Below are 22017 nucleotides of genomic sequence, written 5' to 3'. Positions count from 1 at the left end.
GGTCAGCTCATGGGTTGCCGGAGTGTCGCGCAACGACGACGTCGCGGCTCTCGGGCCGATCGCCGCCGTGGTGCGCGTTCCGCGCATCAGCGCCCTGCCGAGAGACCGGCACGTCGTAGCGGCGCAACTCCAGGTGGGCGTCGAGCACTGCGTCATTCTCCGTGAGCCGTGCGGCCACCGCCGCGCGGTGCGCGGGGGTGTCCTTCTGCTGCTGTTGCAAGCGAGCGTCGACCAAGCGGCTCCACGCCTGGGTGAAGCCGGCCCGGTGATCCGTGCGCTGGCTCTCCATGGCGCACATGACGGTCATCGTTCCCACTCCTGCCCCAGCCGGGGCGATCGGTACGCACTCACGGTCTCCGCCCGGAGCGTGCCACCGCGCCCGTCGAGGACCGCCGGTGCCCATCCGTGCCCTACTGGTGTCCGGCCGGCTCCGACTGGGGTCGCCCAGTCACGGCCAAGGCGGGCCGTACGGGTCCTCGAGCCACTCGACGACGACGTGGACGGCTGCTTCCTCCGCGGCCGCCCCGGCGCCGTCGATGCCGACGTCCGCGGCGTAGAGACACGACCCGGGGTCCCGCTCCTGCGCCCCCGGATCGACCAGACGGCCGGCCCGCCGATGACCAACCTCGCCGTCGATGAGCTCACCGTCGGTGTCCGACGTGTCCCCGAGCCCGTCGCCGTACCACTCCCCCGGATCCGGGACCTCGCGCGCGAGGCGTCGGCCGAGGGCCTCGCTCGCGCTCTCCTCCTGCTGGGTCGTCCCCCAGTCGTGGACCGCCCATGGGTGGTCCGGTGGCGACCAGCCCGTGTCAAGGACGTCGACGACTCCGCCTACGTCATCGAGGGCGTCCTGGGGCTGCAGCACGCCCCACTCCTGCTCGGGGTCGGCTTCATGTGGGTCGGGGATCGACATCGCCACTTCTCCCGTCATTCCGGGTGTGCGTCGTGCTCGTGCCTGCGCCGTTCCGGCTAACCGAAGGTGAAGGAGTAAGCCTCGGCGCCAGCCTCGAGAAACGTGATCTCAAGGGTCCGGTCGCGGACCCTGTCGTGCTGGCGGACGAGCTGGTACATCCGGCCCTCCCCGAGCACGCCGCGCCCAGCCTCGTCGACGTCCACCCCGTGGGATGGCCCAGGAGCCTCCCCGTCGAGGAGCACCCGGAATGGGATCGGTCCTCGCGCTCCCGGAGACAACACGAGGTGCGCGTCGCGGGCGTGGAAGCGGTAGGCGATCCTCCCGCCAGCCCGGGCGAGCACGACACTCTCACCGCCGACGCGCCACTCACCGGAGAGTGCCCAGTGGTTGCTCGACAGGCGCTCGGGGAGCTCGTAGGCGCGGAGGCGGCCCGCCGCGGATCCCCCCGGGGACGCGAAAGCAGTGCCGCGGTCGCTGCCGAGGTAGGTCTCCGGCGAGCGCAGATGCGCCCAGTCCGCCTGCGCTTCTACGCCGAGCCCTTCCACCGACAGGAGTGGGCGGTCCACACCCAGCAAACCTTGGATGACGCGCTCGGAATGCTCGTACCGTCCCTCGCCGAAGTGCTGGTCGCGGATGATGCCCTCCGCGTCGACGAAGTACAGCGCCGGCCAGTAGTGGTTGTCGAAGGCGGTCCAAATCCCGAAGTCGCTGTCTACAGCGACCGGGTAGTCGATCTCCCGCTCCTTCGTCGCCCGCCGCACCCCGTCGACCTCGTGCTCGAAGGAGAACTCTGGCGTGTGGACTCCGATGACGACCAGTCCGTCGTCCCGGTAGGCCCGCCACCACGCGCGGACATAGGGCGCGGTGCGCAGCCAGTTGATGCACGTCAACGTCCAGAAGTCGACGAGGACCACCTGCCCGCGCAAATCAGCGCTGCTCAGCTGCCCGGAGTTCAGCCATTCAGTCGCCCCACCGAGTGAGGGCATATGCAGGCGCGTGACCATGACGATCTTCCTGTCGACGTGTTAGCGGAGAGCTTTGAGGAGCGGGGGTGGCGCCGACGGGCCGGATTCCACCTGTCGCGGTCGCCTCACGCGACAGATGGGCCGTCTCCGGCGGCCGCGACCGCATTGGCTGCCAGGCAGTCGCGGGACGGGCCGAGTCGAGGGGACCGTCAGTCCTGACGGGCGTTCCACGGCAGTCGGCGGAGTTCCGCAGCGAGCGCGTGGGTCGCCGATTCGCCGTACCGCCGCGCCCAGAGGGCCAGAAACTCCGGCTGATCCAGGAAGAATTTCCAGTCGCTGACCACGCCGTACCGCACGAACATGAAGGGCACGGGTGACTGGAAGGGACGGAAGCCCCTGTTGTAGATCGCCGTCCCCTGGTTGCCGTCGTAGAACGGCCCGAAGACGATCCCATCCTCGGCATATGACGGCACGGCGATCTGCTCCATCACGTCGCCGAACACGGCTTGCGCTCGTCCAGCCGGCAGGTCCGTGAAGACGACGACGATGACGTCGTAGTTGGTGTCGTCACCGTGAACAGGCTCCGCCTTGGCGTTGAGGAGCCGTCGCTTGTAGGCGTTGATCACGTCGATGACGTCCGCGACGCCCCCGTCGCCGACGTGCTCAGGAGCGAGCCAGAGCCTTTGCCGTTCGAGCGACGTGGGCACGAAGGGGCAGACGGCCCCGGGGCGGCCGAGCTCGGCGTGGGGCCTGACGATGAAGGCCTTGATCCAGTCCGCGACGGCGTTGAGCGCACTTCGGTCGCGTTCCGCGAGGTCCGCCGTCCTGCCGTTCTCCTTGAGGTCCTCGAGGAGAAAAAGATCAGTGGTCTGTGTCGACATCGAAACCTCCTGTGAGCGCAATGACCTGAAATCGGTCCGTGCCCAGCAAGCGTGATCGAGGCCTAAGGACGTGGCACCCGTCAAGGCCCTAGTCGGCTCCCCGGCCTGCCAGGTGACGGTCGGCTAACGCTCGTGGTGGTCGACACGTGCGCACGTTTGGCGCCGAGAGGCCCGCGAGAGCTGGCCGCCGCCAGGTCGCGTGTCCCGTGGTATCTGCCAGAGTCGCCCGGCCGTTGGGAACGCATGGTTCCTTCGCCGTTCACGTCGGGGCGCAGCAGTGAGTTTTGCCGGTGGACCTCAAGGCGATGCGGCCGCCCCGCTAGGCCCGGTGGACTCCCGCTGGCCCGGTGGACTCACGCTGGCCCGTTGGTCGCAGCGCCCGGGCCGCGGCAGGCCCAGCCGAGAGTTTCCGGCCGGTCGAGGGCGGCCAGCATGGCCACGCCCTCGTTGCCATGGACCCGGTCGCCGGCCTCGATCGTCAGGGTGTCGTCGAAGACGTGAGTTGCCAGCGGCCTGTGCGGGTCGGCTGGGGCAACCAGGCGTTGGGCAGTGGCGCGCTGGGCGTCGTACGGCACATCGTGAGGGAAGATCGACATGGCGCCGACGTGGTCGGAGTGCTGATGGCTGTAGACGACGCCGGTGACCGGCTTCCTCGAGACCTTGGCGATCGCCCGGACGATGTCGTGTCCCAGGGTGGGCGGGGCGTCCACCGCGATCACATCCTCGTCGGTGACGACGAACATGCTCTGGTACGCCCCGTCGCTCAGCCAGAAGACCCTGTCGCCCAGCTCCTCGATGGCGTACCCGTCATGCCCGATCGCGGGCCCAGTGGCGATTGCCGGGACGGGGTAAGTCGATGCTTCCCGCACTCGCCTGGCGACCGCTGAATGGTTCGGCGTCGCACGGATGGTCTCGGTCGACCCAGGAATGCCGATGCCCGCTCTGTCCCCGGCCGTCGTAACGGTTGTCATGTGAGCCTCCGATGTCCTCGGCGGGCATCGATCGACGCCGCCCGGTCCACCGTGGCGTCGCGCTGATGCTGTTCGCGTCAGGGAGTGACCCTGGCCCCTTTCCTGGCCGGCGCTAGGGACGGCCGCAGATTCGCCTCCTCGGAGGTCTCTTGCGATGGCAGCACGCCGAAGGTGTGCTCCGGTCGGTTCCGTGGCAGCCGAGCGTCGAATCTCCATGTCTCCTGTCGACGACCGCCGGCCCAGGCGAGGGATCAGAACCAGTGAATCGGCCGGGGTGTCTCCCCGAGGCGATCACGGGGGAGCTCCGTCACGGTCATCGGGCCGGAGACACGTCGCGCGATTTTCCGAGCACTTCGCGTCATTCACCACAACACGCTTCAAGCTCCTGAGAGGAGTCCGTCATGACCCGATCGTCCACCCAGGTGCTGTCGACCCGAGAGAAGGTGCTGGCCTGCGCGGCAACTCTGACAATGGCCGCCAGCATCAGCGCGGCGGCAATTGCTCCCGCATACGCGGCTACTCCAGAATGCGGCCCAGGCTGCATCTCGGTCTTCAGTAGCGAACTCGGCACCTTCGCCGACGTCAACTTCGTTGAGGCCGTTCTCGACGGAGGAGGCGCCCAAGTGGGGCAGCCGGTCGGCCTGAAGCCGGTCAGCGGCACGGACCCGTCGGAAGACTTCAGGCCCGGCGGGGCCACGAACGGGGGCAAGGTCTCCGACTTCTATGCGGACGGGATGGTGTCCGCGGAAGCGAACAGCCACTACGGTGACCTGAACGCCGTGCAGCAGAAGTACGCGCCGCTCGGGGTCGAGACCGGCCTGTGCGTGGGGGTGGCGCGCGTGGCACAGGGCGAAGACCTCACCTTGCAGCCGTGTGACGTTCCGGGCACAACGGTGTGGATTGTCTACCCCACGGCCGAAACAGCGCCGTACTTCGCCATCGTCAACGCCGGGACCACCGACTTCTGCCGTCCGTTCGCGATGCACCTGCCACGCAACGAGGTCACGAGCGGTGATCCGGAGCTGCAGATGCAGCTCCGGCACCTGCAGTACCGCTCCGGCGACAAGACGCTGCCGGCGAGGCAGGTCTGGGGCGCCGTCTTCGGACCACAGGGCTAGCCGTGGGCTAGCCGCACCGCCCAGGACGTTCGTTAGGCGCGTGCGACGACACGCGCTCACCACATGCTCAACGACGAAATCCGGCTCTGCTCGCGGAGGGGCGGGCCGCCCGCATCGGACGGCCCGTCTCTTAGGGCCGGAAAGCGCCCTGGTGTCTGCCTGATAGGCACGCACTCGGCCCGGGAGACCCGGGACGACGCCGGGCACTTCACGGGCGCGAGCGAACAGGGCGACGGCCGAGGCTCACATCGGCACAACCGCCTCGGCCCTAACCGCGACCGCTGCGACTCTCTGAGAGGACCGTCAGCCATGACCCCCGACTTCTTATATCTCGCCGCCAACCGGCACGGAGGACTGCTCCACCACGACGACGTCCGGGCCGAGGACCGCGGGGCCGCCGACGGCGCTGCCGCCCTCTGGCCGGCCGAGGATGCGTTCTCCCTTGATGGGGCCACCGCCTGGCTCAACTCGCCACCGCTCACCGGCGCCGACCTGAGGGGCCGGGTCGTCGCGGTCAACTTCTGGACCTCCACCTGCATCAACTGGCTGCGCCAGCTACCCCACCTGCGCGCCTGGGAAGCGGCCTGGGGCGGCTCCGGGCTGGTCGTGGTGGGCGTGCACTCCCCGGAGTTCGCCTTTGAGCGCGACATCGACAACGTCCGCCGTGCGATACAGGACCGGTGCATCGGCTATCCCGTCGCCATCGACGACGACTTCGCCGTGTGGCGTTCCTTTCACAACCACTTCTGGCCGGCTCTGTACCTGGTTGACGCCCGTGGACGGTTTCGCCACCACACCGTCGGCGAGGGTGGCTACGAGGAGACCGAAACGATCCTGCGAGAGTTGCTCATGGAGGCCGGGGCCGGCGACCTCGGTCCCGAGCCGGTACCGGTCGAAGCCCGCGGCGTCGAGGCCCCCGCCGACTGGAACTCGCTGCGCTCGGCTGAGACCTACCTCGGCTACGACCGGACCGCCGGGTTCGCTTCCCCCGGCCACGTAGCTCCGGACCAGCCCCGCGAGTACACGATGCCGGCGCACCTGCGGACCGGGCACTGGGCGCTCTCGGGCACTTGGCGGATCGGTCGCGAGGCATCGGTCGCGGAGGCACCCGGCGGGCGGCTGACCTGCCGCTTCCACGCACGTGACCTCCATCTGGTCGTCGCGCCGCCGGCCGGGAAGGTCGTGCGCTTCCGTCTGCTCGTGGACGGCCGACCTCCTGGTGCCGACGCCGGGATCGACGTCGCTTGCTCGGGCGACGGCGAGATCCGCGACCCTCGCCTGCACCAGCTCGTCCGACAGCACGGCTCGGTGGATACCCGGACCGTCGACATCGAGTTCACCGGCCCCGGCGTGGGTGTCTACGCGTTCACCTTCGGCTGACCCGCCGAAATCGTTCACGGACCCGATGCGTCCCGCTGGATGGTCTGACAAGGAGGAAGATGTCATGTCCCTGGTCTCCCGAGGGTTCCATCGCCGCAGCTCGACCACCACGACCGACCGTCTGCCACCTGGCCAGTACGACGTCGGGGATCATTTCCCCGTGCTGTCCGCCGGCCCCACGCCCCGGACACCGCCGACGGCGTGGGACTTCTCGGTACGAGGCGTGGTGGACGCGCCGCGCACCTGGACCTCGGAGGAGTTCCGGCAGCTGCCACGCGAGGCGATCTCCGTTGACATCCACTGCGTGACCAAGTGGTCGAAGTTCGGCACCCGGTGGGAGGGCGTCGCGGTCGACACCCTGCTCGCCGACGTCGGCACCCAAGGCGCCCACCTCCAGGCCTTCTCCGACGGCGGTTACACCACCAACCTGCAGCTGCAGGACGTGACCAACGGCCGGGCCTGGGTGGTGGACACCTATGACGGGGCGCCCCTTGCCCCCGAGCACGGTGGCCCGGCGCGGTTGCTCGTTCCTCACCTCTACTTTTGGAAGAGCGCGAAGTGGGTCCGTGGGCTGGAGCTGACGAGAGCGAACGAACCAGGGTTCTGGGAGACCTTCGGGTATCACGACCGCGGTGACCCGTGGCTAGAGCAGCGGTACAGCGGCGACTGACCTGGCTGCTGGCCCGGCTCACCGACAGCCGGCCCGAGGGAGATCGGGTCCGGCGGCTGGTGTTCGACGTGCCCGGTTGGACCGGACACTTGCCTGGTCAGCACGTCGACGTGCGGCTCACGGCCCAGGACGGCTACCGGACGCAGCGCAGCTACTCGATCGCCTCACCACCCGAGCAGCCCGGGCTGCACCTGCTCGTCGAGCACCTCCCCGGCGGCGAGGTGTCGGGGTACCTCACCGCGGAGATGCAGGCGGGGGACGCCCTGGAGCTGCGTGGGCCGATCGGCGGCTACTTCATCTGGTCCGCGGACGCCGACCGGACCACTCCGGCGGAGCAACGGCGACCGGTGCAGCTCGTGGGCGGAGGCGCCGGTGTCTCCCCGTTGCTCGCGATGCTGGACCACTCCCGCAGGGCGGGCAGCCCCACGCCGGTCCGGTTGCTCTACTCCGCCCGCACCGCCGGCGACGTCCTGGGGAGCGACCTGCTCGGGACGGAGACGACGGTCACCCTGACCCGCGGGGCACCGGCGGACTGGACCGGTCCCACCGGTCGCATCGACGCAGCCCTGCTGCAAGAGCGGGCCTTCGGCCCGGCGGAGCGGCCGAGGATCTTCGTGTGCGGCCCGACCGTGTTCGTGGAGACTGTCGCGACCACCCTGGTCGAACTCGGTCACGACCCGTCGAGCGTCCGGCTGGAGCGCTTCGGCGGCGCCGAGAGCCCGGCGTGAACCCGACCCAACATGTGGACACCCGCACCGGAAGGCGCGGGGAAGGGAGGAAACGATGAGCGACCCGACGGAGGAGCGCGACCGCCGACTGGACGGCAACGCGGCGGCTGGCGTGCTCGCCGAGGTGATGACCATGGACCCGACCACGGCCATGCTCACCTGCGCGCACTGCCATAGCCGGACGGCGCTGGGCGCCCACCTGGTTTATGCCGACGCCCCCGCCATGGTGCTGCGCTGCCCGGGCTGCATGCAGGTGGTCATGCGCTGCGCGTCCGACGACTCCGGGCGGCGGCTTGAGATGACCGGCGTGCAGTTGCTGTCGGCCCCACCGGTCGGTTGACCGCTCTCGGCCACCACCTGCCGAGCGGGCTCGTTGGCCGAATTGCGGCGATCGCCCGCGGATCGGCCATCTGCGGTCGCCGTGATGCCGCGGATGAGCGGAGAGGGACACGGATGTCGACCAACCCGGCCTGACCCTCGGGTGAATTCTTCGAACAGGCGCAGCCGAGGCGCGAGCTGTTCGTCGATCTGCGAAGCGGCGGCGAGGCGTGGGCCGAGTCCACGCCTCGCCCGCGCGGCCAGACTGACGCCGCACAGGGCCACCGCGAGCCCACTCGCCGCCAGCAGCGCGAGAACCTGACCTCTGCACTCGCCACGCGCGCCGTCGAGGCACTCGAGGGCCTGGCGCTCAGCGTCGCGGCAATCCGTCAGCACCTTGAGCGCACCGACCCGCCAGCCTGGGAAACCCAGCCGAACACCGCGGCGCAGGGCCCGGGCGACGGCGATCCGGGCGCGGACTGGACTGGCCTTCACTGCGGCACCTGGCGCCTCACCACGCGCCGACATCGCTGGAGACCTCGCTGAGGCCCCGGGTGTGCGTCGTCTGCCGTCAGCCAGGTCGTTGATCGAGTTGTGGCGTCCGGGAGTCCGCTCATGCCCGCCTGCACCGCGTCGCCTCAGCCGCTCCCCCACCCTGCCGTCGGTGCCCCCTTACTGCGAGGAGCGACGGGACGCCAGGTCGGAGTCGCCGCGGCGCCAGCCGCGACGTCACCCAGGTGACAGTCCTAACCTGTCGAGCGTCCAGCAGGGCCTGCATCGCTGGGGAGCTGCGGCGTGAAGACGTCAGCGCATAACGGTGAGCGACTCCCCCGCCATCCCGCCAGTGCTTCGACACGTCGTGGAAGGGCGGTCCGGTGAGCTCCTCGTCGCCGACTGGAGGACGCCACGTCCATCCCTCGGCGTTGCTGGGACGCCGCAGCGAACATCAGGTTTTGAACCGCCTCGTGAAGGACGTGCTCGTCGGTGAGAGCCGGGTCCTGGTCCTGCGGGGCGCTCCCGGGGTGGGCAAGAGCGCGATGTTGGCCTACCTGTCCGACCAGATGGCGGGTATGCGTGTCGTCAGGGCGGCAGGCGTCGAGTCCGAGATGGAGCTGCCTTACAGCGGCCTCCACCAGCTGTGCGGGCCGTTGCTCGAGCATCTCGACGGACTGCCGGTCCGCCAACGGGATGCGCTCGCGACGGTGCTAGGGCGAAGCTCCAGTCCGGCCCCCGACCGGCTCATGGTGGATCTTGCCACGCTCTCGCTGATTGCGGCGGCCGCTGAAGAAGGACCCCTGGCCTGCGTCGTCGACGACGCCCAATGGATGGACCGCGCCTCCGCGCAGGTCCTGTCCTTCGTCGCTCGACGGCTCTTTGCGGAGCCTGTCGCGCTGGTGTGTGCGGTCCGGACGGGTGCGGGGGACGACTTCCTGGCAGGGGCCCCTGAGATGCGCATCCGCGGGCTGAACAGCGCCGACGCCCGAACGCTCCTGTTGTCCAGCGTTCGCGGGCCGTTGGACCCGGGCGTCGCGGATCGGATCGTCGCGGAGAGCCACGGCAACCCGCTGGCACTGCTGGAGCTGCCCCGGACCTGGACCACAGCGCAACTCGCCGGAGGCTTCGGGTTGCTCGATGACCGACCGGTGGCCGGGAAGATCGAGCAGAGCTACGTCCAGCGCCTCGCGCTGCTCCCACCAGACACCCGACAGCTCGTCCTGACAGCGGCCGCTGAGCCACTCGGTGATCCCGCGCTCCTCCGCCGTGCGGCCACGAAGCTCGGCGTCGACACGGCAGCACTAGAGCAGGCGGTGGACGCCGGACTCCTTCGGATGGGCGGAACCGTCGTGTTCGCCCATCCCTTAGTGCGATCGGCCGCCTACCGTTCCGCTCCCGCCGTCGACCGTCTCCGAGTCCATCGCGCCCTGGCCGCGGTGACCGACGCGGACGTCGACCCGGATCGCCGGGCCTGGCACCGGGCGTGCGGAACGCTGGGCCCGGACGAGGAGGTGGCCGCCGAGCTCGAGCGTTCGGCCGGCCGCGCCCAAGCGCGAGGAGGCCTCGCCGCGGCCGCCGCCTTCCTGACCCGAGCAACGGAACTGACGCCGGATCCGGCGACTCGAACCCGACGCGCCCTGGATGCGGCCCTCGCCAAGCTGAGAGCGGGCGCCCTCGACACCGCGCGAGCAATGCTTGCCGTCGCCGGCGAGGGACCGCTCGACGAGCCGCACCATGCGCGGATGGACGTCGTGCGCGCTCAGCTGGCTCTCGTCTCGAGACGGGGCAACGAGGCGGCCCCGCTCCTGCTGGCAGCGGCTCGTCGGCTACAGCCACTGGATCCGGAGCTGGCGCGCGAGACCTACTTGGACGCCTTCTCGGCAGCCCAGTTCGCGGCCCGACTCAGCGAGGGCGTCACGGTGGAGGAGCTGGCAAGGGCAGCACGAACGGCGCTGCCACGAGAGGATGCGGTGCTCCGGCCCCGGGATCAGCTGCTCCAAGCCTTTGCTGACCTCGCCGATGACTACGCCGCGGCGGTTCCTGTGGGCAGGCGCGCCTTGGCCAGTCTGCGCCAGGAAGCGGACGTGACGAGCAAGGGCCTGCACCTGCTCTGGCAAGGCAGCGTCCTGGCGCTGGAACTATGGGACGACGAGGGCGCCTACCTCCTGTCCGAGCAGCAACTGAGCACCGTCCGCAAGACAGGGGCACTCAGCGAACTGCCACTCGCCCTCAGCTCCTTCATCCCCATACTCGTCTTCTGCGGTGAGCTGACCGCGGCTGCCGCGCTCGTCGAGGAGGCGCGCTTGGTGCGAGAGGTGGAAGGCCTTAGCGAGACCGCCTACGGCGCCCTCACCTACGGCGCGTGGAGCGGTGACACTCGCGCGCTCCCACAACTGATCCACGCCAAGCTGCGCGAGGCCAGGTCCCGCCGCGAGGGGATCGGGGTCGCCGTCTGCGAATACGCGCGGGCCGTCCTCCTCAACGGGTCCGGCGAGTACGACGAGGCCTGCGCGGCAGCGCTCAACGCGTGCGTCGACCCGGGCGAACTTGTGGCCCACAACTGGGGGCTCACCGAACTCGTCGAGTCCGCGGCCCGGGCGCGACGGATGGACTTGGCGACAGACGCGTTCCAGCGACTCAGCAGCAAGGCACTCGCGAGCGGAACCGAGTGGGCGCTGGGGATGCAGGCTCGGGCGCGCGCCCTGCTCGAGGACGGAGACGTTGCTGAGGCGGCGTACCGGGAGGCCATCGAGCACCTGGCTCGAGCTCGGGTGCGTGCCGAGCTGGCCCGAGCACACCTCCTGTACGGCGAGTGGCTGCTGGAGAAGAACCGTCAGCCGGAGGCGTTCAGTGAGTCGGGCATCGCGCACAGGTTGTTCACTGCCATGGGCATAGGGGGGTTCGCCGAACGAGCCCGAAACGCAATGGTCGCGACGGGAGCAAGCGTCGGCACGCGCCCCGCTGAGACGCGGGACAACCTCACCGTCCAGGAAGCGCAGATCGCCCGCCTGGCTAGCGACGGCCTGACCAACACGGAGATCGGAGCCCGACTCTTCATCAGCGCCCGAACCGTCGAATGGCACCTCCGCAAGGTGTTCGCGAAGCTCGGCGTCCGTTCCCGACGAGACCTCCACCGAGCCCTATCGGACGCAAACCCGTGAGGCAGGGCGTCGTCCATGACGCGGCCACTCCCCGGTTCTTCCAGTCGCGCTCCGACGACGACTCGAGTCAGCGACATGGTCACCCTAAGAACGGACGGCAGGTTGGAGCCGACCCTCCTCGGATCCCGCACGACTGCAGACGGACTAGCTCATTCTTGGTGATGATGCGGAGCGAACAACGACGGCTCCGTCGACGAGGTCTGGCCGATGCACTTGCCGGAAATGCAGACGCTCGCGTATCTGCCTCGGCGACGTCCTCAGGACCTTCGTCGGCCTCGAACACGCCGACTTCCCTAGCGCACTAGCATTGGCCCCTGGGAACCCTTCCCCCGGCGGCCTTCACCGAGCCCGCTAGGTGTCGCGCCGCTTTCCCCCCGTCGGTGGTGCTTGAAGTGCTATCGGACTCGGCTTCGTGCACGCACAACATCCTCTCGCACATCGGCGATAAAACGGCGCAGGGGTCCGCCGGAGGAAGAGCGAGCAGGTAAGGGTACGGGAATCCGTTGGAGGGGCGACGGCAGCTTTTTAAGGGGTGCCGGCGTCTTCTTGCTGTCCCCGTTGCCATATGCGACAGTTTGGGGACTTGCAGCATTCAGTGCAGGAATCACAAGGCACATGACGCAAATCCAGAATACTGCAATCACCGGGAGGGCTATAACCGCCGCGAGGAGACTCGTGCTGGCAAAGACCCCGACACTCACAAGCGACAGTATGCCGATGAGCACGGGGGTGGCCACTCCGTTCCCCCAGGTAAGCGCCCCGACAAGCTCCCGTAAGAACCTCTCCCGAAAAGGCATGTCTGGCGCCAAACCCAACAGACCGTCGGATTTCAACGGCTTCGACGCCTTAAAGGCTCCCGTCACCGTCATTTCCCGGGTCGGCCCACCGACAAGCATCTCTACCAGGGCGCCGTCTCCGCGATCTAGAAACGTGAAGGTAAATCGTGCAACATTTGGACAGCCGTCCAGCTTTTGGGCGTCGAAGTGTATCGATGGTCGTGTCTGCTTGAGGATCCGAGGTTCCCCGAGGATCGAACTTCCTTGAGGCAGTTCCACGGCCAGTGGCTCCTCCGTTAAGGCGTTCGCTTCCCAGTCGAGCATCTTTTTTCCCGCATTCCAAAAGACGATGTACACCTTGGATGCTTCGGTAACCGCCATCGACTCGTAGCTTAGGTGCAGATTTTCATCCGTTGCACTGAACGGGGACGTTGGATCTGAAGGCCCTATGAGGCGATGGGTGGCGATTCGATAGCGTGGCACGCTTTCGTCTCGGCCTGCGCGCCATGTCCAGATGGCCACCCCGATGCCCAACAGGCCGACGATGACCCCCGCCATCCCGAACCAACGGTCTAAGGTCCAATCGCTCATGCGTGTTCCTATCAGGATGCCGTGCCTTGTCGGGCCCCGGACCCTGCGAACAATGTCCTCGGACTTGGTTCACCCACTCGCACCTTCGTGCTACGACGTGAGCAGCAATGATATCGCGGCGGATCCAGGATCGTCGTGCTGCCACACAGTCACCGCGTGCCAACCGACCTCCTTTAAGGCGGAGACGCGTCCTGGCGTCGCCAGCGACGTTGGCCGCCAGCTTGTTCGGCCATCAGGCGCAATTAGCCTCAGGCAGGGTGCCGTGGAGCGGCCAATGCTAGTGCCACGGCCGTGAACGTTGGCCCGGGCGGTCCGAGCTGGGGTGCTGGACTCTCGTCTGGTGCAATCTTGTCTTCCCCGCAGGAGATGCGAGATGGTGCATCGGGTGCAGGTCCGGAAAATCAGCAGCGACGAGGGCAATCGGCTGTTGCGCATCGTCCGGCGGTCCAGTGGGTCGGTGGTGACCTGGCGGCGGGCGCAGATTGTGCTGCTGTTCGCCCAAGGCATGGATCCGGCCGGGATCGCGGCGGTGACGTTCACCAGCCCGGACCGGGTCCGGGACGTGCTGCACAACTTCAACACCGACGGGTTCGACTCGCTGAAACCGAAGTATGCCGGCGGACGACCCCCCGAAGTTCGATCTTGCGCAACGCGCGGAGATCAGGAAGGTCGCGTTGGCCCGCCCGGCTGATCACGGGCTGCCCTTCTCGACCTGGAGCCTGTCGAAGTTGCTGACTTCCTGGTCGCCGAGGGGTGGTCGACGACATCCCCCCACGAGGGCCTGCGAGTGCTGCTGCGCGAAGAGGGCGTCTCCTTTCCAAGCCGTGAAGACCTGGAAGACCAGCACCGATCCTAACTACGAGGCCAAGAAGAACCGGGTGCTGGGCCTCTACGCCATCGCCGACAGCAAGCGCGCCCATACCCGGGGATCCGACCGTGGTTATCCATATGGACAAGTTCGGGCCGCTGAAGCTCCCGCCCCACCCCGGGCATCAGTGGGCGCTGGTCGCAGCCGGCAGGGGCGCGCAGGCCCGGCCACGGCACCGTCGCCGGCGGGCGACCTACATCCGCCCGCACGGGGTGCGGCATCTGCCGGCCGGCTACCACCTGTCCACCGACCGGCTCTACGGCCACGTCAAGGTCCGCAAGGGACGGATCGAGTTCTTGGCCTTCCGCCGCTACCTGCGCTCGCTGCACCCAGCCGACGTGCGGCTTGGGATCGTGTTGGACAGCTGTCCCGCCCCAGGTTCAGTGGAGGTGGTCAGCCCTACGGCTAAGTCGCCCCGATGGCTGGTTGACTCCGTAGGCCTTTTAGTGCCCCGCGGTCGTGGACATCGGCCTCGCCCCGAGCGATCATCGTCGTCAGCGGCAACTTCGCCGGATCGCGTTACAGCCGGGTACTGGATGCTGCACGCTCGCCAGCGACCTGCGTTTGCGCACGTCAGCACAGCGTTCGGCGTGGAAGTGCTCATAATCCCTGGGTCGTGGGTTCGAGCCCCACCCGCCCCACTAGCAGGTCAGATGCTCAGAGCGCGGGCGCAGAACGTGCGGCACAGCGCTCGTGCAGGCTGGACTGGTCGCGATTGAGGCCGGGGCCTGGTGGAGCTTCGCTCCACCGCGATGGGCCACCTACACGCAGGGCCGGGGGCAGTCCCATCTGCCGTTCGATGTCGGCGAGTGTGTAACCGCATGAGACGAGGAACCGAAGTCTGCGGGCGCGCCGAGGTTGCGCCGGACTGGAGGTGCAGCCCAGACCCGATGGCCCCGGCGAGGTAGGCCAGCAGCCAGCCGAGCGGGCGTGACCGGACTCACTGCTAGCAATGTGCTTGCAAGAGTTAGCAAGCGCGGTTCGGGGGCATAGTGAAGACATGGCCGACAACAGCAAGATCGTCAACCAGCTTCGCGCCATCGTGCTCCTCACCAAGACCGAGGAGCAGGTGGCGCGCACCCGCATCTCGCAGGCCCGGACCGACGCCGTCCGCCGCGAGCTCACGCAGAACGCCGACAACGCCGCGGCGCGCACCATCGAGATCACCGAGGCCCTCCGTGGCCTCGGCGGTGTCCCGGACGTCGTCACCCCGGCCCTCGGCCGGCTCTCCGCGGCGCTGAAGGCCACCTTCGAGCAGGCGGCCCCCTTCGAGGAGGCGCTTCTCACCGACCTGTCGCTCGAGCACCAGCTGCTAGACCGCGCCACCTACGTCAAGGTCCTCGCCGAGCAGGCCGGGGAGACCCAGGTGCGCCGGCTGGCCGAGAAGCTCATCGGCGCCCACCAGGCGACCGTCGAGTGGCTGACCGTCGTGCTCGCCGAGGACGCCCTCGGTGGCCCCGCCGCGCTCGTTGCGACCCCTGTCCAGAAGGTCGCCGGCGGCGTGGCCCGCACGGTCAACGCCCCGGTCCGCTTCTGGGCGTACACGGTCAACAACGCCGTGGACACCGTCAAGCAGGCCGGTGAGGAGACCTCCGACCGGTTCTCCGCCGTCACCGACCGCGCCGCGCAGCTCACCGACGCCGTCCGCGAGACACTCACCGCCGGCCGCAGCGCCTCGCTGCGCCGCGCTGAGCAGATCGCCCGCCGCGAGGGCAACAAGGACGCCGCCGAGGCTGCCCGGTCCGCCCGCGAGGAGCTCGGCGACGTCTCGGCCGACGAGCTGCCGATCAAGAACTACGACAACCTCTCGGTCGCCGACGCCATCAAGGCGATCAAGGGCCTGAAGGAGCCGCGCGACATCCGCGTGATCATCTCCTACGAGGAGGCCCACAAGAGCCGGGCGAACGTGGCCAGCGCCGCGCAGACCCAGCTCGCCTCGCTCGCCAAGGAGGCCGTGGGCGTCAGCAGCTGACGAACACCCCCTGCCGAAGGGCCCGTACCCCGTTCTCGGGGTACGGGCCCTTCCGCGTGCCCAGCCGCGTCCGTCCGTAGCTCCCCGCCCGCGTACCGCGGTCACCCGGGGCGGGAGCCCAGCGCGACGAGGCGCGCGGGGAAGTCTTCGGCATGGATGCGGTGCCGGTGGGGACGTCGAGCAGCCTGCGACAGGTGGGGTGGAGCGATGCATTCTCGCCCGGCGCTTCCCGCCCCCCTTGGGGTATGAGCGCCCTCACACTTCGTGCCTATGCGACTGGCTGTCTGTTCGTCCAAGGGCGGTGTCGGCAAGTCGACGACAGCGGCCAATCTCGCCGTGGCGCTGGCCGGCCGTGGCAGGGTGCTGGCGGTCGACACCGATCCTCAGGACAGCCTCGGCCGGGCGTTCGGCGTCGTGGCCAAGGGCTACGACGACAGCCTCGCCCGCTGCCTGGAGGACCCGACCGCATCGGCGCGCGATGTCATCCGCCATGACGTCGTACCCCGGTTGGATGTCCTGCCTTCGCACCCCTCTCTGGAAGCCGTCGCCCTCCAGCTGTCGAATTCCGGCGGCCTGATCACCAGCGTGCGGCGCATCCTGCGGCCGCTCATGGCGGAGTACGACCACGTCGTTCTGGACACCCGCGGCGACCTCGGTGGCCTCACGCTCGCCGCGCTGTGCGCCGCCGATGCCGTCCTCACCGTCTTCACCAGCGACCCGGGATCGGCGCTCGGCGTGGTCCGGGTGGCCGGCTTCATCGAGCAGCAGCGCGCCTACGAGAACACCTCCGCGGTGCTGCTCGGCGCCGCGTGCTCCGCCTGGGACAGGGGCGGCCGCGCCGCCCGCCAGGTGCTGGAGGCGCTGCAGGCAACCGGCGTGCCGCTGATGCGGACCATGGTGCCGCTGTCCCGACGGGTGCCCAGCAGCACCCTGGACAAGCTGCCGGTCGTGCTCGCCTCCCCGACAAGCCCGGTCGCTTGCGCCTACCGAGCTCTCGCCGACGAAGTCTGCTCGACCGCCGAAAGGATGCTCTCATGACCACCGCCCCCCGTTCTGGCGCCCCCTCCCGCAGCCTGCAGGACGACCTGCTCGACGACCTCCGTCGAGGCCCTGCCCACGCCGGCGCTGCGCCGGTGACGCCCCCCTCGGTCGCCCTCCCGATGGAAGCCGCACCGAACGCCCCTGCCCTTGCTGCGGCACCGACCTACGCAGTGGAACTGAGGATCACGCCACGGTGCTGGTCCTCAGCAAGCTGGGAGCGCCCAGCGGAAGGGGACCGGCTCACCATCAACCTCGGACCGGTCTGCCTGTCCCTCGGGCGCCTTCGCCCCTGATCCCGGTCGGTGTCCTTCTTCGTGGAACTGGGACAGAGGGCGTGTGGGCAGGGTCCGCGTGCCCGGGGTGATGTCAGGCGTCGTCGTGCGCAAGGCCGCTGGAGAGGTCGCGGTGGGCGTCGACCTGGGCGAGCAGGTCGAGGGCCTTCTGCTCGACCCCGGCGCCGGCGCCGGCGACCCAGCGCACCGGCGGCTGCGCCGTGGTCGCCAGGCCGAGGAGGGCGGTCGCGAGCTTGGCCGGGTCACCGCCCTGCTGGCCGTTCGTGCCCTTCCAGGCGGCGGCGTTGCGGGCGGTGGCAACGAACCGATGGCCAAGGCACAGCGCTCGGACAGGCGGGGACTGCTCCCGCTTGCGTTGACTCGTTCTGTGAGGTGGTGGACAGGCCGCGGGAGCGACGCCGTCGAGAGACTGTGGACCTGTTCACCGAGGTCCTGCCGACGCTGCAGCCGCCCACCCGAGGACTTCCGTGTCCACCGGAACCGACCTGCCCGCATGAACTCCCTCGGCCCCTGAGCCCGGGTGCACCCGCTGCCGGGATGCCGCCCAGCCGCCGTGCCATCGGCTTGCCGAGCCGTTGTCGACGAGCACGAGCCGGCACGCCGGGGTCAGAGATCGGGCGATGTCAGCGAACAGCCAGACGCCTCACCAGGCGACGTCCCCACTTGGGGACGACGAGACCCCCGCACCTCGAACTCCTCGCTGACCTGCTGGCCGGCAGATTGCGTCGACGACCAGCGGAGCCACACATCCCACAGGCGGGGCCCCGACTGCGGCGGCCCACCGGCGGGCACTCCGCCCGACTGGTCCGGGTCGCTCCGGCGAGAGGACCGACGCTCAGCCCGGCCACCGACGCGGCTTAGACCGTCCGCCAGTAGGCGCGATCTTGGTGGGGTGCAGCGTGGCTGAGAAGTGAGGGCAGGCACGATGGCCACGCTCGCGAAGGTGCTAACGCTCCGTGAGATGTGGACCGCTCGTGCCTGCGCTCCCATCGTGCATCCTTGACCCGCTGCGCGAGCAGTTCCTCGCCGAACTGCCCGCCCCTGTCGATGACCATCCGCTGGGTTGTCACCGCCCGCGCATCGCTGACGCCGTGGTGTTCGACAAGCTCGTCGAGGCGCTGGTGTACGGCGCCGGCTACGAGCGGACAGCGGACTCCTCGTGCTCAGCGACCACGATGCGCCGTCGCCGCGACGAGTGGATCCGGCTCGGTGTCTGGGACCGGCTGCGGCTGGCCTGCCTGGACGCCTACGACCGGCTGATCGGCCTGGACCTGGCACACCTGGCCGTCGACGGCTGCACCACCAAGGCGCCCTGCGGCGAAGAGTGCGCTGGTCGAAGTCCGGTCGACCGGGGCAAAGGTGGGATGAAGCGCTTCCAGCTCACCGACGGCGGCGGGATACCGATGGCCACGGTGTCTGCGCCGGCCAACACCGTCGACCACGCGCTGCTCGGGCCGACGTTGGACGCGGTGAAGGACTTGGCGCCGCTGCCCGCTGACGTCACCGTCCACCCGGACGCAGGCTATGACTACCGGCTTTGCCGAGACGCCCTCCACCAGCGGGGCATGGCCGGCGAGATCGCCCACCGCGGCGAACCGGTACCGATCCAGGTGGGCCGACGGTGGGTGGTCGAGCGCGCCAACTCCTGGCTCAACGACTTCGGCAAGCTCCGTCGCTGTACCGAACGCCGCCGGGACTGCGTCGACGCCTACCTCAACCTGGCCGCCGTGATCGTCACCCTCCGTGCCCTGCTCTGAGCCGCCTGGTACCTCTACCGATGGGACACCCGACCACGATCACCACGCATCCGTTGACCTACTGGCGGACGGTCTTGGTCGACGCTGTCCACGAGCACGGCGTGGTCGGGTGCAACGGCGAGGTGCGACGGCTGCCGCGTCCCCGCACCTCCCCTGCTCACCGTCGACCGGCGACTTGTCCGGACGGCGGAAGTCGCGGACGCCCGTCTGCCACCGTGTGAACGGCACCGCGGACGACGCCTCGGAGGGTGACTCGGCCACTGTTGTGCACACTGCCCAGCACCAGGCCGAAGACGTGTGCTGTGCCGCTCGGTTCGATGAGAGGGTTCCCTCCAGCGTTCGCGGATCCAGGCGACTCCAGCCGGGTGGACGTGGACGTCGAGCCTTCGGTGGCCGCGAAGGGTGTACTCAGCGAGGACGTCGGGTGACACGGCTGGCTACCTGTTCTTGCTGACTGCTCCATCGACTCAGGCGTCGACTGCTCGACACTGCGCGTTTCGTACCGCCGGTGGTGAGCCGCGGTCGTCGCTGACTCGTCACGGGCGCTCACGACGATAGGAATCGGCGCGGTTCCGGGAGGATGCGAACGCTCCTCGATCCTCATGGCCGATCTCCGGCCCGGTGACGATCGCTCAGGCGAAACGCGTGTGGGCTGCTCGTGTAGGCGGTGACTACATGGGAAGGTGCTGGTCGTGACGTCGCCCGCCCCTCTCAGGTGGACGATCCGATCGTTGTACCAACCGATCGTCGACCTCCAAGACGGCACTCTCGTCGCGGTCGAGGCTCTGTCGCGGGGGGAACCCGGGCCGCATGAGTCGCCGAATGCACTCTTCGCTGCCGCACGGGCCTCCGGAACGCTGGTCGAGCTCGACGAAGCCTGTCTGCGGGCTGCCTTGGATGGTGCCGGGCAGAGTCCAGGTCCCGTCACCCTCTTCGTCAACATCGAAGCGGTCACGTTGTCTGCTCTGAGCCTGCCGCGACTGGCGGATTTGAGGGACCTGGCGGCGCAGCATGTGCGCGTCGTCGTCGAAGTCACCGAACGCGACCTCCTGGAGCGGGCCGCCGAACTCGTCCGCGGGATCAGTGCCGTTCGGGACCTGGGATGGGGCGTAGCCCTGGATGACGCCGGCGCCAACCCGCAGAGCCTGGCGCTCATGCCGTTCCTTCGGCCCGATGTGATCAAGCTCGATCTGGCCCTGGTCCGCGGGCATACGACCCTGCAGGCCGCCGCGGTGGTCAACGCCGTGCGCGCCGAGGCCGAGCGCTCCGGCGCGATCATCCTCGCCGAGGGGATCGAGAGCCAGCAGCATCTCGAACGCGCACTGGCGATGGGCGCTCGACTGGGTCAGGGGTGGATGTTCGGACGTCCCGGCTCGTTCCCGACCGTCGGCATGTCGGCCTTGTCCATCCAGCCGCTCCCATCTGCTGATGACAGCCGTTCCGGGGCGGGGCCAAGCACGCCGTTCGACCTGCTCACCGCGTCCTCGCCCGTACAACGTGCCACCGTGCCGTTGGTCGCCTCGATGACCCGGCAACTGGAGCGGCAGGCGCTGCTCCTCGACGACCAGACGGTTGTTCTGGCGAACTTCCAAACCGCGGAGGCGATGACCCCGGCGACCCGCCGACGCTATGAGTCACTGGCCAGCCTCTCCGCGCTGACCGCTGTCACCGGCGCCGGCATGCCCGACGAGCCCGCCCCCGGCGTCCACGGCACGGCCCTCGAGTCCGACGACCCCCTCACCGAGCAGTGGGTGATCACCGTCGTCAGCCCGCACTTCGCCGCCGCGCTCGTCGCACGGGACGTATCAGCCGGGGACGGCGCCGACCCCGCCCGTGCCATCGGTCCGCGAACCCACCGGACGCGCCGACTGGACTACGTCCTGACCTACGACCGGCAGCGGGTCCTCGACGTGGCGGGCCTGGTGCTGGGGAAGGTGCGCGCGATGTCCGGCGCTCTGCCCAGGCGGAGGTCGTCGGCCGCGGGCAGAGCACTGGCTCATGACGCCGCGCGGGTGCCCCCGCCCCTCCTCCCGGAAGTTCTGCTGCGGGCCATCGCGACGGCCAGCAACGGCATCGTCATCGCGGACGCGTCTCTGCCGGATCTCCCGCTGGTCTACGTCAACGCGGCGTTCCTGCGCCTCACGGGGTACTCCTCGGAGGAGGTGCTCGGGCGCAACTGCCGCTTCCTGCAGGGCCCGGCCACCGACCCGACTCAAGTGCAGCCCATCAATCGCCGGCTCCTCGCCGGCCGCGACGTCCACACCGTCCTGCTCAACTACCGGCGCGACGGATCAGCCTTCTGGAACGAGCTGCACGTCAGCCCGGTCACCGACGCCGCCGGCGACATCACCCACTACATCGGCAACCAGCTCGACGTCACCAGCCGAGTGGAGCGGGAGCGACGGACGACGTACCTGGCCAACCACGACGAGCTCACCGCGCTGCCCAACCGAGCGCACATCCTCGACCACCTCCGACTCGAGCTGCGACGCGCTCGCCGGAGCGGTGGAAGCGTGGGCGTCCTGATGCTGGATCTGGACCGGTTCAAGGAGATCAACGACCGATTCGGCCATGCTGCCGGGGACAGGGCGCTGACCTGGGCCGCCGGCCGCCTCCGTTCGGCGGTCCGTGCAGGTGACCTGCTCGGACGCCTCGGCGGCGACGAGTTCCTCCTGGTGCTCGGCGGCCTTCCGCCGAGCACCAGATCGTCGGGCCCGGCATGGGAGCGAGCCGAGGAAACGCTCCGTCGGGTTCAGGAGCACCTCCACGCTGCCCTCCACCATCCCCTCGCTCTGGGTGACGCCACCATCCACCTCAGCACGAGTTCCGGAGCAGCACTGTTCCCCCGCGACGCCACCGAGGCGGCCGAGCTCGTCGCACACGCCGACACCACCATGTACCGCAACAAGACCGGCAGCTAGGAGAGCTGTTCCGGCTTCTCACACGGCAGTGCTGACACACCCGGCGTACCGCTCATTGCAGGGCAAGGGTCACCCGAGGGACTGCCCCCGGTTCGGTTGACTCTCAGCCTGTGAGGCTGCGGCCTCGCTGGAAAGGTCGGCACCATGCCCACGCGGTTCCCGCCGGAGTTTCGTCAGACACGGGCGGGCCCAGCAGGG

Annotated in this window: 17 protein-coding genes; 11 read left to right on the top strand and 6 right to left on the bottom strand. The window is 69.1% G+C overall.

From position 1 onward, the window contains the following. Positions 1-7: 7 nt before the first annotated feature. The 5 genes from FHL80_RS00585 to FHL80_RS00565 form a co-directional block, all read right to left on the bottom strand. Complete coding sequence (locus FHL80_RS00585) at positions 8-307, bottom strand: hypothetical protein (RefSeq protein WP_138731534.1); 300 nt, start codon at positions 305-307, stop codon at positions 8-10. Between the two features lie 141 nt (positions 308-448). Beyond that, a complete protein-coding gene (locus FHL80_RS00580; RefSeq protein ID WP_216870310.1) occupies positions 449-913 on the bottom strand; it encodes a DUF5709 domain-containing protein in 465 nt (154 codons plus the stop codon). Positions 914-969: 56 nt separating this feature from the next. Further along, positions 970-1917, bottom strand: coding sequence for a redoxin domain-containing protein (locus tag FHL80_RS00575; protein WP_138731532.1), 948 nt, complete (start codon positions 1915-1917; stop codon positions 970-972). Between the two features lie 170 nt (positions 1918-2087). Then, on the bottom strand, positions 2088-2759 hold the full coding sequence (locus tag FHL80_RS00570; protein ID WP_138731531.1) for a DUF6875 domain-containing protein: 672 nt from the start codon (positions 2757-2759) through the stop codon (positions 2088-2090). A 353-nt stretch (positions 2760-3112) separates the two neighbouring features. Next, on the bottom strand, positions 3113-3730 hold the full coding sequence (locus tag FHL80_RS00565; protein WP_216870309.1) for an MBL fold metallo-hydrolase: 618 nt from the start codon (positions 3728-3730) through the stop codon (positions 3113-3115). A gap of 401 nt (positions 3731-4131) precedes the next feature. On the opposite strand from FHL80_RS00565, the gene FHL80_RS00560 reads away from it, so the two are divergent. From FHL80_RS00560 to FHL80_RS00530, 6 genes are all read left to right on the top strand, one after another. Continuing rightward, on the top strand, positions 4132-4848 hold the full coding sequence (locus FHL80_RS00560) for a hypothetical protein (RefSeq protein WP_138731529.1): 717 nt from the start codon (positions 4132-4134) through the stop codon (positions 4846-4848). Between the two features lie 309 nt (positions 4849-5157). Next, on the top strand, positions 5158-6228 hold the full coding sequence (locus tag FHL80_RS00555; protein WP_216870308.1) for a redoxin domain-containing protein: 1071 nt from the start codon (positions 5158-5160) through the stop codon (positions 6226-6228). Between the two features lie 64 nt (positions 6229-6292). After that, a complete protein-coding gene (locus FHL80_RS00550) occupies positions 6293-6898 on the top strand; it encodes a molybdopterin-dependent oxidoreductase (protein WP_138731527.1) in 606 nt (201 codons plus the stop codon). Then, the gene (locus tag FHL80_RS00545; protein WP_138731526.1) at positions 6868-7626 is read left to right on the top strand and encodes a ferredoxin reductase; all 759 of its coding nucleotides are present in this window, start codon (positions 6868-6870) and stop codon (positions 7624-7626) included. Before FHL80_RS00550 ends, FHL80_RS00545 begins: the two co-directional genes overlap by 31 nt. Positions 7627-7681: 55 nt before the next feature. Further along, positions 7682-7966 (top strand): DUF6510 family protein, encoded by a 285-nt coding sequence (locus tag FHL80_RS00540; protein WP_138731525.1) that lies wholly within the window; start codon positions 7682-7684, stop codon positions 7964-7966. Between the two features lie 853 nt (positions 7967-8819). Next, a complete protein-coding gene (locus FHL80_RS00530; protein WP_281283413.1) occupies positions 8820-11600 on the top strand; it encodes an ATP-binding protein in 2781 nt (926 codons plus the stop codon). 395 nt (positions 11601-11995) lie between these two features. Here FHL80_RS00530 and FHL80_RS00525 read toward each other — a convergent pair whose 3' ends face one another. Beyond that, the gene (locus tag FHL80_RS00525; RefSeq protein ID WP_138731523.1) at positions 11996-12967 is read right to left on the bottom strand and encodes a hypothetical protein; all 972 of its coding nucleotides are present in this window, start codon (positions 12965-12967) and stop codon (positions 11996-11998) included. Between the two features lie 373 nt (positions 12968-13340). On the opposite strand from FHL80_RS00525, the gene FHL80_RS00520 reads away from it, so the two are divergent. The 5 genes from FHL80_RS00520 to FHL80_RS00495 all read left to right on the top strand — a co-directional run bounded on the left by FHL80_RS00520 (position 13341) and on the right by FHL80_RS00495 (position 21819). Continuing rightward, a complete protein-coding gene (locus FHL80_RS00520) occupies positions 13341-13658 on the top strand; it encodes a helix-turn-helix domain-containing protein (RefSeq protein ID WP_216870307.1) in 318 nt (105 codons plus the stop codon). A 1177-nt stretch (positions 13659-14835) separates the two neighbouring features. Further along, positions 14836-15807 carry a ferritin-like domain-containing protein gene (locus FHL80_RS00515; RefSeq protein ID WP_138731522.1) on the top strand — a complete coding sequence of 324 codons (972 nt, stop codon included), beginning with the start codon at positions 14836-14838 and terminating at the stop codon, positions 15805-15807. A gap of 270 nt (positions 15808-16077) precedes the next feature. Continuing rightward, positions 16078-16845, top strand: coding sequence for a ParA family protein (locus tag FHL80_RS00510; RefSeq protein ID WP_138731521.1), 768 nt, complete (start codon positions 16078-16080; stop codon positions 16843-16845). A 1270-nt stretch (positions 16846-18115) separates the two neighbouring features. Continuing rightward, a complete protein-coding gene (locus FHL80_RS00500; protein ID WP_138731520.1) occupies positions 18116-18898 on the top strand; it encodes an IS5 family transposase in 783 nt (260 codons plus the stop codon). 731 nt (positions 18899-19629) lie between these two features. Beyond that, complete coding sequence (locus FHL80_RS00495) at positions 19630-21819, top strand: diguanylate cyclase domain-containing protein (protein ID WP_216870306.1); 2190 nt, start codon at positions 19630-19632, stop codon at positions 21817-21819. Positions 21820-22017 lie beyond the last annotated feature (198 nt).

This window comes from Modestobacter excelsi, assembly GCF_005930495.1.
GTDB lineage: Bacteria > Actinomycetota > Actinomycetes > Mycobacteriales > Geodermatophilaceae > Modestobacter > Modestobacter excelsi.
The sequence above is the reverse complement of the archived record's forward strand: the minus strand, read 5'-3'. Positions and strand labels throughout refer to the sequence as shown.

What these genes read in the sequence shown, in the direction of transcription:
- FHL80_RS00585 (WP_138731534.1), bottom strand. Translation starts at nt 307, where the DNA reads ATGACCGTCATGTGCGCCATGGAGAGCCAGCGCACGGATCACCGGGCC.
- FHL80_RS00580 (WP_216870310.1), bottom strand. Translation starts at nt 913, where the DNA reads ATGTCGATCCCCGACCCACATGAAGCCGACCCCGAGCAGGAGTGGGGC.
- FHL80_RS00575 (WP_138731532.1), bottom strand. Translation starts at nt 1,917, where the DNA reads ATGGTCACGCGCCTGCATATGCCCTCACTCGGTGGGGCGACTGAATGG.
- FHL80_RS00570 (WP_138731531.1), bottom strand. Translation starts at nt 2,759, where the DNA reads ATGTCGACACAGACCACTGATCTTTTTCTCCTCGAGGACCTCAAGGAG.
- FHL80_RS00565 (WP_216870309.1), bottom strand. Translation starts at nt 3,730, where the DNA reads ATGACAACCGTTACGACGGCCGGGGACAGAGCGGGCATCGGCATTCCT.
- FHL80_RS00560 (WP_138731529.1), top strand. Translation starts at nt 4,132, where the DNA reads ATGACCCGATCGTCCACCCAGGTGCTGTCGACCCGAGAGAAGGTGCTG.
- FHL80_RS00555 (WP_216870308.1), top strand. Translation starts at nt 5,158, where the DNA reads ATGACCCCCGACTTCTTATATCTCGCCGCCAACCGGCACGGAGGACTG.
- FHL80_RS00550 (WP_138731527.1), top strand. Translation starts at nt 6,293, where the DNA reads ATGTCCCTGGTCTCCCGAGGGTTCCATCGCCGCAGCTCGACCACCACG.
- FHL80_RS00540 (WP_138731525.1), top strand. Translation starts at nt 7,682, where the DNA reads ATGAGCGACCCGACGGAGGAGCGCGACCGCCGACTGGACGGCAACGCG.
- FHL80_RS00525 (WP_138731523.1), bottom strand. Translation starts at nt 12,967, where the DNA reads ATGAGCGATTGGACCTTAGACCGTTGGTTCGGGATGGCGGGGGTCATC.
- FHL80_RS00520 (WP_216870307.1), top strand. Translation starts at nt 13,341, where the DNA reads ATGGTGCATCGGGTGCAGGTCCGGAAAATCAGCAGCGACGAGGGCAAT.
- FHL80_RS00515 (WP_138731522.1), top strand. Translation starts at nt 14,836, where the DNA reads ATGGCCGACAACAGCAAGATCGTCAACCAGCTTCGCGCCATCGTGCTC.
- FHL80_RS00510 (WP_138731521.1), top strand. Translation starts at nt 16,078, where the DNA reads ATGCGACTGGCTGTCTGTTCGTCCAAGGGCGGTGTCGGCAAGTCGACG.